At 63.7% G+C, this 14,031-nt stretch carries 11 protein-coding genes; 10 read left to right on the plus strand and 1 reads right to left on the minus strand.

Features of this window, described 5'->3' with window-relative positions:
* Positions 1–23: 23 nt before the first annotated feature.
* The gene (gene glyA / locus EP237_RS18465; protein ID WP_127562372.1) at positions 24–1,319 is read right to left on the minus strand and encodes a serine hydroxymethyltransferase; all 1,296 of its coding nucleotides are present in this window, start codon (positions 1,317–1,319) and stop codon (positions 24–26) included.
* 204 nt (positions 1,320–1,523) lie between these two features.
* Between glyA and EP237_RS18470 the strand changes: the two genes are divergently transcribed.
* The 10 genes from EP237_RS18470 to upp all read left to right on the plus strand — a co-directional run bounded on the left by EP237_RS18470 (position 1,524) and on the right by upp (position 13,975).
* The gene (locus tag EP237_RS18470) at positions 1,524–2,291 is read left to right on the plus strand and encodes an NAD kinase (RefSeq protein WP_127562373.1); all 768 of its coding nucleotides are present in this window, start codon (positions 1,524–1,526) and stop codon (positions 2,289–2,291) included.
* Positions 2,292–2,373: 82 nt separating this feature from the next.
* The gene (locus EP237_RS18475; RefSeq protein WP_127562374.1) at positions 2,374–4,653 is read left to right on the plus strand and encodes an NADP-dependent malic enzyme; all 2,280 of its coding nucleotides are present in this window, start codon (positions 2,374–2,376) and stop codon (positions 4,651–4,653) included.
* A 272-nt stretch (positions 4,654–4,925) separates the two neighbouring features.
* Positions 4,926–5,702: an outer membrane protein gene (locus EP237_RS18480; protein ID WP_127562375.1), complete on the plus strand. Its 777-nt coding sequence runs from the start codon at positions 4,926–4,928 to the stop codon at positions 5,700–5,702.
* 151 nt (positions 5,703–5,853) lie between these two features.
* Positions 5,854–7,743 (plus strand): propionyl-CoA synthetase, encoded by a 1,890-nt coding sequence (locus EP237_RS18485; protein WP_127562376.1) that lies wholly within the window; start codon positions 5,854–5,856, stop codon positions 7,741–7,743.
* Positions 7,744–7,878: 135 nt separating this feature from the next.
* Entirely contained in the window at positions 7,879–9,387 is a 1,509-nt protein-coding gene (locus EP237_RS18490; RefSeq protein ID WP_164744759.1) for an ATP-binding protein, read from the plus strand.
* 66 nt (positions 9,388–9,453) lie between these two features.
* A complete protein-coding gene (locus EP237_RS18495; RefSeq protein WP_127562378.1) occupies positions 9,454–9,846 on the plus strand; it encodes a cytidine deaminase in 393 nt (130 codons plus the stop codon).
* A gap of 3 nt (positions 9,847–9,849) precedes the next feature.
* On the plus strand, positions 9,850–11,157 hold the full coding sequence (locus tag EP237_RS18500) for a thymidine phosphorylase (RefSeq protein WP_127562379.1): 1,308 nt from the start codon (positions 9,850–9,852) through the stop codon (positions 11,155–11,157).
* Entirely contained in the window at positions 11,158–12,366 is a 1,209-nt protein-coding gene (locus EP237_RS18505; protein ID WP_127562380.1) for a phosphopentomutase, read from the plus strand.
* Positions 12,363–13,346: an adenosine deaminase gene (locus tag EP237_RS18510; protein ID WP_127562381.1), complete on the plus strand. Its 984-nt coding sequence runs from the start codon at positions 12,363–12,365 to the stop codon at positions 13,344–13,346. Before EP237_RS18505 ends, EP237_RS18510 begins: the two co-directional genes overlap by 4 nt.
* On the plus strand, positions 13,346–13,975 hold the full coding sequence (gene upp, locus EP237_RS18515) for a uracil phosphoribosyltransferase (RefSeq protein WP_420812534.1): 630 nt from the start codon (positions 13,346–13,348) through the stop codon (positions 13,973–13,975). The genes EP237_RS18510 and upp overlap by 1 nt, the downstream gene beginning before the upstream one ends.
* Positions 13,976–14,031 lie beyond the last annotated feature (56 nt).

The raw sequence follows: 14,031 nt of genomic DNA on the forward strand, positions 1-14,031 counted from the left end.
CTGTCTGATGGGGTAAGCTGCGATCAGAGATCGGGGTAGAGCGGGAAGCGGGCGCAGAGCGCGGCCACTTCGGCCTTCACCTTTTCTTCAACCTCGGCATTGCCGTCCTCACCATTGGCGGCAAGCCCGTCGACCACTTCGACGATCCAGTCCGCGATCTGGCGGAACTCGGCTTCACCGAAGCCGCGGGTGGTGCCTGCGGGGGTGCCGAGGCGGATGCCGGAGGTAATGGTCGGCTTTTCCGTGTCGAAAGGGATGCCGTTCTTGTTGCAGGTGATATGGGCGCGGCCGAGTGCTTTCTCGGTCGCGTTGCCCTTGACGCCCTTGGGGCGCAAATCGACCAGCATCACATGGGTGTCGGTGCCACCGGTAACGATATCCAAGCCGCCCTTCATCAGCTGGTCGGCCAGCGCCACGGCATTGGAACGCACCTGTTGCTGATAGGCCTTGAACTCGGGGCGCAGCGCCTCGCCGAAGGCCACGGCCTTGGCGGCGATCACATGCATGAGCGGGCCGCCCTGGATGCCGGGGAAGATGGCGGAGTTGACCTTCTTGGCAATGGTTTCGTCATTTGTGACGATCATGCCGCCGCGCGGGCCGCGCAGGGTCTTGTGCGTGGTGGTGGTGGCGACATCCGCGTAGGGGAAGGGCGAGGGATGTTCGCCCGCCGCCACGAGGCCCGCGAAATGGGCCATGTCCACCATCAGGTAGGCACCGACGCTGTCGGCGATCTCGCGGAATTTGGCGAAGTCGATCTGGCGCGGGATGGCGGAGCCGCCGGCGATGATCAGCTTGGGCTGATGCTCGGTGGCGAGCGCCTGCACCTGGTCATAGTCGATGCGGCTGTCCTGCTGGCGCACGCCGTATTGGATGGCATTGAACCATTTGCCCGACTGGTTGGGCTTGGCGCCATGGGTCAGGTGGCCGCCTGCGTCCAGCGACATGCCCAGGATGGTGTCGCCGGGCTGCAGAAGCGCGGTGAAGACGCCCTGGTTGGCCTGCGACCCGGAATTGGGCTGCACATTGGCATATTCACAGCCAAAGAGCTGCTTGGCGCGGTCGATGGCCAGATCCTCGGCGATGTCCACGAACTGGCAGCCGCCATAGTAGCGGCGGCCCGGGTAGCCTTCCGCATACTTGTTGGTCATGACCGAGCCCTGCGCTTCCATTACGGCGCGGCTGACGATGTTTTCCGATGCGATCAGCTCGATCTCGTCGCGCTGGCGGCCAAGCTCCTTGGTGATGGCACCGAAGATTTCGGGGTCGCGGTCTGCGAGGCTCTCGGTGAAGAAACCAGCGTCGCGGTGGGGCGCGTTCATGGCCTGTCTCCCTTTTGAAGGCGATGAGGGTCGTTCGGCAGCATCTATCCAAAGCGGGCGCGACACGAAAGCCCGGAAACCGGCGCATTTCGTCTCAGGAACGTCCACTATCGGAAACTTCACGGTCATCGCGGGCGAATCCGGGATTGAGTTTCCAACCGTCACGGGTGAACACTGGCAGGACCCAGACCCGCCGGAGACGCCATGCCCGCCGCCCGAAATATCAGCTTCCTCGCCTCGGACGCGCCGATTGCGCAGGACGCTCAGGCGCGCTTGTCGGCCCGCTATGGTCAGCACGCGCCCGAAGAGTCCGATGTGATCGTGGCGCTTGGCGGTGATGGGTTCATGCTGTCGACGCTTCACGCCACGCAGGATCTGGATGCGCCGGTTTACGGGATGAACCGGGGGACTGTCGGGTTCCTCATGAATGAATATGCCGAGGACGGGCTGATCGACAGGCTGGAGGCGGCGGAGGAGGCGGTGATCAACCCGCTGCACATGACCGCCGTTCAGGCCGGAGGCAAGGTGACGGAAGCGCTGGCGATCAACGAGGTCAGCCTGCTGCGCGCGGGTCCGCAGGCGGCGCGGCTGCAGATCTGGGTCGATGGCCGGATGCGAATGGAGGAGCTGGTCTGCGACGGGGCGCTTGTCTGCACGCCCGCGGGCTCGACGGCCTATAATTATTCGGCGCATGGTCCGATCCTGCCGATTGGCTCGGACGTTCTGGCGCTGACGGCAATGGCGGCGTTCCGACCGCGGCGCTGGCGGGGGGCGTTGCTGCCGAAAAACGCAGTGGTGCGCTTTGACGTGCTGGACCATGACAAGCGACCGGTGATGGCGGATGCTGACAGCCGATCGGTGGAAAACGTGGTATCTGTGGAAATCCGGTCCGATCCGCAGATCAGTCACCGGATCCTCTTCGATCCCGGTCATGGGCTGGAAGAACGGCTGATCCGGGAGCAGTTCGCCTGAGCGTGACCGCGACGTCGGGCCGCCTTTTCGGTTGCCGCTAGATATAGTTTAACGTTAAACAAGTTTCTGGAGGGCCTGTTTCATGACCGAAGACAAACACGATACGTTTCGCCAGGGCGCGCTGGATTACCACGAATTCCCCAAGCCCGGAAAGCTGGAAATCCGGGCGACGAAGCCCCTGGCCAATGGCCGCGATCTGGCACGCGCCTATAGCCCCGGCGTGGCTGAAGCCTGCACCGAGATTGCCAAAAACCCTGCCGATGCATCGCGTTACACGGCGCGTGGCAACCTTGTTGCGGTTGTCACGAACGGCTCGGCGGTTCTGGGTCTTGGCAATATCGGTGCGCTGGCGTCGAAGCCGGTGATGGAAGGCAAGGCGGTTCTGTTCAAGAAGTTCGCCAACGTGGATTGCTTCGATATCGAGGTGAACGAATCCGACCCCTACAAGCTGGCCGAGATCGTCTGCGCGCTGGAGCCCACCTTCGGCGCGATCAATCTCGAAGACATCAAGGCGCCCGATTGCTTCATCGTCGAAAAGATCTGCCGCGAGCGCATGGGCATTCCCGTCTTCCATGACGATCAGCACGGAACTGCGATTGTCGTGGGGGCGGCGGCCACCAACGCGCTGCATCTGGCGGGCAAGACGTTCGAGGATATCAAGGTCGTGTCCACCGGTGGCGGGGCGGCGGGGATCGCCTGCCTCAACATGCTGCTGAAACTCGGGGTGAAGCGCGAAAACGTCTGGCTGTGCGATATCCACGGGCTGGTTTACGAGGGCCGCAGCGAGGATATGACCCCTCAGAAAGCGGACTATGCTCAGAAAAGCGAGCTTCGCACGCTGGATGAGGTGATTGACGGGGCTGACCTGTTTCTGGGCCTCTCCGGTCCCGGTGTCCTGAAAGCTTCCATGGTTGCGAAGATGGCGGACCGCCCTATTGTCTTTGCGCTTGCAAATCCGACGCCCGAGATCCTGCCCGATGATGTTCGCAGCGTCGCGCCTGATGCAATCATCGCCACGGGCCGCAGCGATTTTCCCAATCAGGTCAACAACGTGCTGTGTTTTCCCTTCATCTTCCGGGGCGCGTTGGACGTGGGCGCGACAGAGATCAACGACGCCATGCAGATCGGCTGCGTCGAGGGTATCGCGGCGCTTGCCCGCGCCACGACCAGCGCCGAAGCGGCGGCGGCCTACAAGGGGGAACAACTGACCTTCGGGGCAGACTACCTGATCCCCAAACCCTTCGATCCGCGTCTGATCGGAGTGGTGGCCAGTTCTGTCGCCAAGGCCGCGATCGAAAGCGGTGTTGCCGCGCGTCCGCTGGATGATTTCGACGCCTATCGCGAGAAACTCAACCAGTCGGTCTTCCGCTCCGCGCTGATCATGCGACCGGTGTTCGAGGCGGCAGGCTCAACCACGCGCAAGCTTGTCTTTGCCGAGGGTGAGGATGAACGGGTGCTGCGCGCCGCGCAGGCGATGCTGGAGGAGATGACCGACACGCCCACCCTCATCGGTCGTCCCGAGGTGGTGCAGATGCGGATCGAGCGGGCGGGCCTGACCATCCGCCCGGACCGCGATTTCGAGCTGATCAATCCCGAAAGCGACCACCGGTATCGCGACTATTGGCAAACCTATCTGGAAAAGATGCAGCGCAACGGCGTCACCCCCGACCTTGCCCGTGCCATCATGCGCACCAACACGACCGCTATCGGCGCCGTGGCCGTGCAACGGGGAGAGGTGGATTCGCTTATTTGCGGCACCTTCGGTCAGTATCTGTGGCACCTGAACTATATCACCCAGCTTCTCAGCGATGGCGGGTTGCACCCGGTCGGGGCGCTCAGCCTGATGATCCTGGAAGACGGGCCGCTCTTCATCGCGGATACCCATGTACATGCAGTGCCAACGCCGCAGCAGATCGCCGAAACCGTGATCGGCGCGGCCCGCCATGTGCGCCGCTTCGGGGTGGAGCCGAAGATCGCCCTGTGTTCGGGCAGCCAGTTCGGCAATCTCGACAGCGACAGCGGCCGACGGATGCGCGCGGCGCTGGAAATCCTCGACGGCATGGGGCTCGACTTCGTCTACGAGGGCGAGATGCTGGCGGATGCCGCGCTCGATCCCGAGTTGAGGGAGCGGGTCTTCCCCGGATGCCGACTCGAAGGGTCCGCCAACGCGCTGGTCTTTGCTTCAACCGATGCTGCAGGCGCGTCCCGTAACCTGCTGAAAGTTAAGGCAGGCGGGTTGGAGGTCGGTCCGATTCTGATGGGGATGGGCAACCGTGCCCATATCGTAACACCCTCGATCACCGCGCGGGGGCTGTTGAACATCTCGGCCCTGGCCGGTACGCCGGTCCAGCACTACGGCTGACAAACGAATACAAATCAATTGGTTACCTATGAAAGGGCCAGCCGCCTGCTGCGGTTGGCCCTGTCCTTTTGCCCTGTGCGACTGTGGCGTGTTTGCATGATCGCAACGGCTCCTGCTCACAAGGCAAAATGGGGGGAGATTTCCGGAATCTGATGTGTTAACACTGGTTAATGACGCATTAACGAAAGTTAAGCGATCGTTAATAATAACGTCGGGCGCTAAAAAATCAGTCCGGCAGAGGCAACCAAGGTTTCACGAGGAGAAGCACTCCCATGCCCAGACTCCATTCTGCTTTGGCAGCATCCGCTGCCATGGCCACTCTCGTTGCGGCGCTTCCGGCGGCAGCGGATGGCCCCTCTCCGCAGGTGTCCCCCACCGTCTATGAACCGGCACCGGTTCAGCAGGTCTCCAACGACTTCTGGTCGGGCCTGTTCATCGGCGGTGCGCTTGGCATCGGCATGTCGCAGCACCAGTACAGCGGCAATTTCGACTCCGTCGACCGGCTCGAGTTCTCCCATGATCTGGGCGAACATGGCGGCCTGGCGTCGATCCAGATCGGCTACACCTTCGCCATGTCGGAACGCACCTATGTGGGTGCGACCTTTGACTACACGATCTTCGATGTGAACGCGAATTCCCACATGCAGTATCTCGTGGGTGGCCAGCAGGTAACCGTCGATCAGGAAATCACGCCCGAAAGCATGATGACCATCGGTGGCCGCGTCGGCGTTCTGGCCAACGAGAACACCCAGTTCTACGGCATGCTCGGCTGGTCGCGCGCCAGCTTCGGCGAGTCGCATAACTACAACGGCGGCGGCGTCCTGACCGGTCTGGCCAGCACGGCCTCGGGCTCTTACGAGGTGGATGGTGCGACCATCGGGATCGGTATGGAAACCCGCCTTGGCGACCGGACCTCGCTCGGGGTGGAATACCGCTACACCGATCTGGGTGATCAGACGATCTTCAGCTCCACTGTCGGCGGGATCTACTCGACCCAGACCTCGAATGCGGTGCAGCAGGTGCGCGTCGGTTTGAACATGCACTTCTGATCCCGGTCAGTCGCGAAGTTTGTAGCGGGGCGTCCTTTTGGGCGCCCCGTTGCTTTTGTGGGGCTGCGTCAATGAAACCCTTTGTCTGACGGGGCAAGGGGATGTAGGTGCTGCCGCAGGGGAATGCAGGACATCTTTTGGAGGAGACGACATGGGCTATTCGCATGTCTACGCCGAAGCCAAGGCAGACCCTGACGGGTTTTGGATGAAAGCCGCCGAAGCCATCGACTGGGTCACGCCACCCACCAAGGCACTCTTTGACGACAACGCCCCGCTCTATGAATGGTTTTCGGACGGCACGCTGAACGCTTGCTGGAACGCGGTGGATCGCCATGTGGAGGCCGGCCACGGCGAGCGCATTGCGATCATCCATGACAGCCCCATCACTCATTCCAAGCACGAGCTGACCTATGCCGAGCTGCGCGACCGCGTGGCGAGCCTTGCCGGTGCGCTGCGCGCCAAGGGCGTGGAGAAGGGTGACCGCGTCATCATCTACATGCCGATGGTGCCCGAAGCGCTGGAGGCGATGCTGGCCTGTTCCCGGCTTGGCGCGATCCACTCGGTCGTGTTCGGGGGCTTTGCCGCCAACGAGCTGGCCGTGCGCATCGACGATTGCCAGCCCAAATGCATCATCGCCGCCTCTTGCGGGTTGGAGCCGGGCCGCGTCGTCCATTACAAGCCGCTTCTCGACGGTGCCATCGAGATGGCCACCCACAAGCCCGATTTCTGCGTGATCTTCCAGCGTGAACAGGAAGTCGCGCGTCTGGAAGAGGGCCGGGACTATGACTGGCACGGTTTCCAGTTTGGCGTGGAGCCGGCGGAATGTGTGCCTGTCGAGGGCAACCATCCGCATTACATCCTCTACACCTCCGGCACCACCGGCCAGCCCAAGGGCGTGATCCGGCACACTGGCGGGCACATGGTCGCGCTCAACTGGTCGATGCGCAATCTCTACGACATGAACCCCGGCGAGGTCTTCTGGGCGGCCTCCGACGTGGGCTGGGTCGTGGGGCACAGCTATATCTGCTACGCGCCGCTGACCTTCGGCTGCACCACAATCGTGTTCGAGGGCAAGCCCGTAGGCACGCCCGACGCGGGCACCTTCTGGCGGGTCATTCAGGATCATGGCGTGAAATGCCTCTTCACCGCGCCCACTGCGCTGCGCGCCGTCAAGCGCGAGGACTCTCAGGGCGCGCTGATTGGCGACTATGACATCTCCTGCCTTGAATCGCTGTTCCTGGCCGGTGAACGGGCCGATCCCGACACCATTGTCTGGGCGCAGGACAAGCTGGGTGTGCCCGTGGTCGATCACTGGTGGCAGACCGAAACCGGCTGGTGCATCGCGGGCAACCCGCTTGGTATCGAGAAGCTGCCGGTCAAGATCGGCTCGCCCTCCGTGCCGATGCCGGGCTATGACGTGCAGATCCTCGACGAAGGTGGCCATCCCGTCCCGGACGGCGATCTTGGCGCCATCGCGGTGAAGCTGCCGCTGCCGCCGGGCACCCTGCCGACCCTGTGGAATGCCGAGGCGCGGTTCCGCAAGTCCTATCTCGACCACTTCCCCGGCTACTACGAAACCGGCGATGCGGGTTACAAGGACGAGGACGGATACCTCTACATCATGGCGCGCACCGATGACGTGATCAACGTCGCGGGCCACCGCCTGTCGACCGGCGGTATGGAAGAGGTTCTGGCCAGCCACCCGGATGTGGCCGAATGCGCCGTGATCGGTGTGGCGGATCAGCTGAAGGGGCAGATGCCCATGGGCTTCCTCTGCCTCAATGCTGGGACGCAGAAATCGGCTGAGGACGTGGTCTCGGAATGCGTCAAGCTGGTGCGCGAAAAGATCGGCCCGGTTGCCGCCTTCAAGCTGGCCACCGTCGTGCAACGCCTGCCCAAGACCCGCTCTGGCAAGATCCTGCGCGGCACCATGGTGAACATCGCCGACGGTAAGGATTACAAGATGCCCGCGACCATCGACGATCCGGCCATTCTGGATGAGATCACCGAAGCCCTGAAAGAGCTTGGCTACCCCAAATAAGCCGACCTCCCTGGGAAGAAACTATAGGCCGGGTGCGAAATCGCCCGGCCTTCTCGCGTTGTTAACCAAATATTAACCTCACTCACGGCTGCATGGGTCACGGGGGCGCAACGCTGCATGGGCAGGGGATGCGTGATGACACAGGACGGCAATGGGCCGGTGATCGGCCCGGGGACGAGCGATCTGGAGGCGATGCGCGACGCGCTGCGCCTTTACGGGCATGACATCCGTGCAGCGGTTTCCGACATCATCGGCGGGCTGCGGCTGATGGATGTGGACCGGTTGCCGCCCGACGCCCAGACCCATATCGAGCGGGTCCGCGTCGCCGGGGAAACCCTGGCCGAACTGGTCGATGGTGCGATGATGCTGACCTCGGGGCAGGAGCGGTCAACCGCAGCCGCCAGCTTCGACTTTCGCAGTTTCCTGGCCGGGATTGATCTGCGCTGGTCGGGCCGGGCGCGAGAGCAGGGGCTGACCTTCCGTGTCGAGATCGACCGCCATGTGGCCGAGCGGGTGACCGTGGCCCGCATCAAGCTGGATCGCATCCTTGGCAACCTCATCGCCAATGCGCTCAAGTTCACGGATGCGGGGCAGGTGGTGTTGTCGGTCTGGCAGCAGAATGGCGACATGCATTTTCAGGTGCGCGATCAGGGCAGGGGGTTTTCGGACACGGCGCTGGAACGCCTGTTCACAGCGGGCGGACGGCCAGAAGGGCAGGACCGGCCCGGCAGCGGTCTTGGGCTGCATATCTCCAAGGGTCTGGCGGATGGGCTTGGGGGATCCTTGAGGGTGGAGAACTTGCCTGAAGGCGGTGCGGATGTGACCCTGACCCTGCCGCGCGCAACATGGGAATGCCGCGATCACGCGGCGGATATGCCGGATCTGTCCGACCTGCGCATTCTGGTGGCGGAGGACAATGAAACCAACCAGCTTCTGGTGCGCCAGATGCTCGACGCGATGGATGCGCGGATGATCTTGGCCCGCGACGGACAGGAAACGCTCGATCTGCTGGCGCGTGAGCCTGTGGATATCGCACTGATTGATATCGAGATGCCGAAACTGTCTGGCATCGAGGTCATGCAGCGCCTGCGCGCCACGCCTGGGTTCGACACGCCCCTGGTGGCGCTGACCGCCTATGTGATGCGCGAGAACCGGGAGGCGATCTATGCCGCCGGGGCGGATGGGGTCATTGCCAAGCCGATCCGATCCGTCACCGCCTTCGGGCAGGCGATCCGCCGTCATGTGGACCGTCGCAGCCCCTCTGAGGCCACACCCCCTGTCGCGGCCCCCAACGGAACGCTCGACCGCAATCGGTTCGAGGCGATCCTGCAGGCCGCAGGCCCGTCCGGGCGCGGGGAACTGCTCGATCACCTCTTGCAGGACCTGCGCAGCGTTCAGAATGCCTTGCAACAGGCCGTTCAGGCAAATGACACCGCCACCACACGGGCGCAGAGCCATATTCTCATCTCGCTTGCCGGGGCGATCGGGGCGGACCGCTTGCAGAACATGGCCGAGGCGCTGAACGCGGCCGCCCACAAGAACCGGCTTTCCCACGCGCAATCCCTGGTGCAAAGCTGCGATGAGGCGCTGGCGGCGCTGATCACCCAGGTCGACCGCCGCGCCAGGCGAGAGGACCTTCTGTAGCGGAAGGCTTGCAAGCGCCGGATGGCGGGACCACAGTGGGGGACACAGTTTCCGGAGGTTACCCCAATGTCCCTGGTCGACGATGCCGCCCGCGTGCGCGAAAACGCCTATGTCCCCTATTCCCGCTTCAAGGTGGGTGCCGCCATTCGCAGCACCGAAGGCAATCTGCATCTTGGCGTCAATGTCGAAAACGCCGCCTACCCGGAAGGCACCTGCGCCGAGGCGGGCGCGATTGCGGCCATGATCGCGGCAGGCGACAGCCGGATTGCCGAAATTGCCGTCATCGCAGATTGCCCCGCGCCGGTGCCCCCCTGCGGCGGGTGTCGTCAGAAGCTGGCGGAATTTGCCGATCCCACGACGCCGGTAACGCTGGCGACGACCGACGGCAAGCGGCTGGAAACCACTGTGGGTGATCTGCTGCCCGGTGCCTTCGGCATGGGCCATATGGACGGGGTCTGAGGCATGGATGCCCGAGAGATCCTGGCGCGGTTGCGGGTGGGGGACACGCTGTCACCTGAGCATTTCCAGTGGTTCGCCAAGGGCTTGGCCGATGGCACCGTCAGTGATGCGCAGGCCGGTGCCTTCGCCATGGCGATCTGCAAATCCCCCATCGGAAAAGATGCGCGGGTCAGTCTGACCCATGCGATGCGCGACACCGGGCAGGTGCTGTCCTGGGATATCGACGGCCCGATCGTGGACAAGCACTCCACCGGCGGCGTGGGCGATACGGTGTCGCTGCCTTTGGCCCCGGCGCTGGCGGCCTGCGGGGCCTTCGTGCCGATGCTCTCGGGGCGCGGGCTCGGCCATACCGGCGGCACGCTCGACAAGATGGAGGCGATCCCCGGTTACCGCGCCATCATCGGCAACGACGAGCTGCAAAAGGTCGTGCGCGAGGTGGGCTGCGCCATCGTCGGGGCCTCGGGCGAAATCGCCCCGGCGGACAAGCGGCTTTATGCGGTGCGGGATGTGACTTCGACGGTGGAAAGCATCGACCTCATCACCGCGTCGATCCTGTCGAAAAAACTCTCTGAAGGGCTCGATGCGCTGGTGCTGGACGTCAAGACCGGCTCTGGGGCCTTCATGGTGGACCCCGCCGACGCGCTGGCGCTGGCGCAATCGCTGGTCGACACGGCGCAGGGGGCGGGCTGCAAATGTACCGCCCTGCTGACGGATATGAGCCAGCCGCTTGCCTCCACAGCGGGCAACGCAGTGGAAGTGATGGAAGCGATGGAGATCCTCACCGGCTCGGGCGGCTCCCCCCGGATGCGGCAGGTCACCCTGTCGCTTGGCGGCGAATTGCTGGCGCTTTGCGGGCTGGCTGCGGATGCGGCAGAGGGTGAGGCGAAGATCAACGAGGCCCTCAACTCGGGTGCGGCGGCAGAGAAATTCGGCCGCATGGTGGCAGCGCTCGGCGGGCCGACCGATTTCGTGTCGCGCTGGCGCGACCGGTTGCCGGCCGCCCCGGTGATGGTGGAAATCACCCCGAAAACCCCCGGCCATGTCGCCGCCATCGACACCCGCGCCGTGGGCGAGGCGGTGGTGCATCTGGGCGGCGGGCGTCTCGTGCAGACCGACAAGGTGGACCCGGCGGTTGGCCTGACCGATCTGGCCGGGATCGGCGAGCGGGTGGACAGCGCGCGCCCGCTTGCCCGCATCCATGCCCGCAGCGAGGAGGACGCCCGCGCCGCGGCTAAGGCGCTGGACCGGGCCTACCGGCTGACAGATGGCCCCGTTACGCCTCCCGAACTCGTTCAGGAAAGGATTGCCTAGATGCCCCGCGCGTTTCTGGTGGTGATGGATTCCGTTGGCTGTGGCGGCGCGCCCGATGCGGACCGGTTCTTCAATGACGGGCACCCCGATACCGGGGCCAATACGCTCGGCCATATCGCGGCGGCCTGCGCGGCGGGCAAGGCAGAGGAGGGGCGCAGCGGGCTGCTCACCATGCCCAATCTCGCGGCGCTTGGGCTGGGGCATGCTATCGGACTGGCATCAGGGGAGGATGCGCCGGGGCTAATGGTAGAGCCTGAGGGCCTTTGGGGCGCGGCGACAGAGATCAGCCCCGGCAAGGACACACCATCCGGCCACTGGGAACTGGCGGGCCTGCCGGTGCCCTGGGACTGGACCTATTTCAGCGACACGGAAAACAGCTTCCCGCCCGAGCTGATCGAAGAGGTCAAGCGCATCGCGGGAACCGAGGGTATTCTGGGCAACCGCCACGCCTCGGGCACGCTGATCATCGACGTCGAAGGCGAACGGCACCAGCAAACCGGCTGGCCCATCTGCTACACCTCCGCCGACAGCGTCTTCCAGATCGCCGCGCATGAGGAAAGCTTTGGCCTAGATCGGCTGTATGACCTTTGCGAGAAACTGGCCCCGACGCTGCACGCCATGAAAGTGGGCCGCGTGATCGCACGGCCTTTCGTGGGCGAGCCGGGCAATTATACTCGGACCCCCAACCGCCACGACTACGCCATTATGCCCCCCGCGCCGACGCTGTGCGATTGGGTGCAGGGGGCGGGGCGCAAGGTGCATGCCGTGGGCAAGATCGGCGATATCTTCTCCATGCGCGGCATCGACGATGTGGTGAAGGGGGCCGATACCACGCTGATGGGACATCTGGCGCACCTCGTGGACAGCGCCGAAGACGGCAGCCTGACCTTCGCCAATTTCGTGGAGTTCGACAGCATTTACGGTCACCGCCGCGATGTGTCGGGTTATGCCGGCCATCTGGAATGGTTCGACACGGAAATCGGCCCGATCCTGGCCCGCCTGCGCCCTGACGACCTGATGATCTTCACAGCCGATCACGGCAACGATCCCACCTGGATCGGCACCGACCACACGCGCGAGAGGGTGCCGGTGCTTGGCAAGGGGCCGCAAACCGGGCAGATAGGGCTATGCGCCTTCACCGATGTCGCGGCATCTATTGCGGCGCATCTGGGGGTGCCATCACAAGGACCGGGCAAGAGTTTCCTATGAAAAACATCCCCAAGATAGAGCTTCACCTGCATCTCGAAGGCGGCGCGCCGCCGGCCTTCATTCGCGGGATCGCCAAGGAAAAGGGCACCGACCTGTCGCGCATCTTCCGCGAGGATGGCAGCTATTCCTACAAGGATTTCTGGCACTTCCTGAAAGTCTACGAGGCCGCGACCTCTGTGCTGACCACGCCCGAGGATTACGCCCGCCTGACCCGCGCGGTTCTGGAGGAAAGCGCCGAAAACGGGGTGGTCTATTCCGAGACCTTCATCAGCCCCGATTTCTGCGGTGGCGGCGATGTGGGCGCTTGGCGCGAATATCTGCACGCAATGGAGGAAACCGCCGCCAAGGCCGAGGCCGAGCTTGGCATCACCCTGCGCGGCATCATCACCTGCATCCGCCATTTCGGGCCTGAAAAGGCCAAGCCCATTGCCATCTGCGCGGCCGAGACCAAGGGCGATTTCATCACCGGCTTCGGCATCGCGGGCGATGAGCTCATTGGCAAGCCCAAGGATTACCTCTGGGCCTTCGATTGCGCGCGAGAGGCGGGGCTCAGGCTCACCGCCCATGCGGGCGAATGGGGCGGGGCGGAAAGCGTCCGCGATGCGATCCGCGATCTGAACGTGGAACGCATCGGCCATGGCGTTCAGGCCATCACCGACCTTGCGCTGGTCGATGAGATCGCCGAGGCGGGCATCACGCTGGAATGCTGTCCGGGGTCCAATGTCTTCCTGGGGGTCTTCCCCTCCTGGCGCGACCATCCCATTGAAACCCTGCGCGAACGAGGGGTGAAGGTGACGGTTTCGACCGACGATCCGCCCTTCTTCCACACCACGATGACCCGTGAATATGATCACCTGGCCGACACGTTTGGCTGGGACGAAGAGATCTTTGACGAGATCACCGCCAATGCACTCGCCGCCGCCTTCTGCGATGAAGACACGCGGGCGCGCGTGGCCAAGAAACTGAAGAAAGGGACCTGATGCAGCATCTTACCGTCGTCAATCACCCGCTGGTGCAGCATAAGCTGACGCTGATGCGGGAACAGGACACATCCACCGCCGTCTTCCGCCAGCTTCTGCGCGAGATCAGCCAGTTCCTCGCCTATGAGGTCACGCGCGAATTGCCGATGACCACCAAGAAGATCAATACGCCCCTGCAGGAAATGGATGCCCCGGTGTTGGCGGGCCGCAAGCTGGCGCTGATCTCGATCCTGCGGGCGGGCAACGGTCTGCTCGACGGGATGCTGGAGCTGATTCCCTCTGCCCGTGTCGGCTTCGTCGGGCTCTACCGTGACGAGGAAACGCTCAAGCCGGTGCAATACTATTTCAAGGTGCCGGATGAATTGGGCGAACGGATGGTGATCGCCGTCGATCCGATGCTGGCTACGGGCAACAGTTCCGTCGCGGCCATCGACCTGCTGAAACAGGCCGGGGCCACGAATATCCGTTTCCTCTGCCTGCTGGCCGCGCCTGAGGGCGTGGCCCGTATGCAAGAGGCGCACCCGGATGTTCCCATCGTCACAGCCGCGCTCGATAGCCACCTGAATGAAAAGGGTTATATCGTTCCAGGCCTAGGGGATGCGGGCGACCGCATGTTCGGCACAAAATAGGCGACCGCCCCCTTTACCTGCGGACAATCCTCTGCCACTGTTTCCGGTACAGCAAT

The sequence above is a fragment of the Nioella ostreopsis genome, from assembly GCF_004000255.1.
Lineage (GTDB): Bacteria > Pseudomonadota > Alphaproteobacteria > Rhodobacterales > Rhodobacteraceae > Nioella > Nioella ostreopsis.

Bases quoted from the DNA above. Each gene is read 5' to 3' on its own strand.
- EP237_RS18500 (WP_127562379.1), top strand. From the start codon at position 9,850: ATGGATGCCCGAGAGATCCTGGCGCGGTTGCGGGTGGGGGACACGCTG.
- EP237_RS18495 (WP_127562378.1), top strand. From the start codon at position 9,454: ATGTCCCTGGTCGACGATGCCGCCCGCGTGCGCGAAAACGCCTATGTC.
- EP237_RS18490 (WP_164744759.1), top strand. From the start codon at position 7,879: ATGACACAGGACGGCAATGGGCCGGTGATCGGCCCGGGGACGAGCGAT.
- EP237_RS18475 (WP_127562374.1), top strand. From the start codon at position 2,374: ATGACCGAAGACAAACACGATACGTTTCGCCAGGGCGCGCTGGATTAC.
- EP237_RS18480 (WP_127562375.1), top strand. From the start codon at position 4,926: ATGCCCAGACTCCATTCTGCTTTGGCAGCATCCGCTGCCATGGCCACT.
- EP237_RS18485 (WP_127562376.1), top strand. From the start codon at position 5,854: ATGGGCTATTCGCATGTCTACGCCGAAGCCAAGGCAGACCCTGACGGG.
- EP237_RS18510 (WP_127562381.1), top strand. From the start codon at position 12,363: ATGAAAAACATCCCCAAGATAGAGCTTCACCTGCATCTCGAAGGCGGC.
- EP237_RS18505 (WP_127562380.1), top strand. From the start codon at position 11,158: ATGCCCCGCGCGTTTCTGGTGGTGATGGATTCCGTTGGCTGTGGCGGC.
- upp (WP_420812534.1), top strand. From the start codon at position 13,346: ATGCAGCATCTTACCGTCGTCAATCACCCGCTGGTGCAGCATAAGCTG.
- glyA (WP_127562372.1), bottom strand. From the start codon at position 1,319: ATGAACGCGCCCCACCGCGACGCTGGTTTCTTCACCGAGAGCCTCGCA.
- EP237_RS18470 (WP_127562373.1), top strand. From the start codon at position 1,524: ATGCCCGCCGCCCGAAATATCAGCTTCCTCGCCTCGGACGCGCCGATT.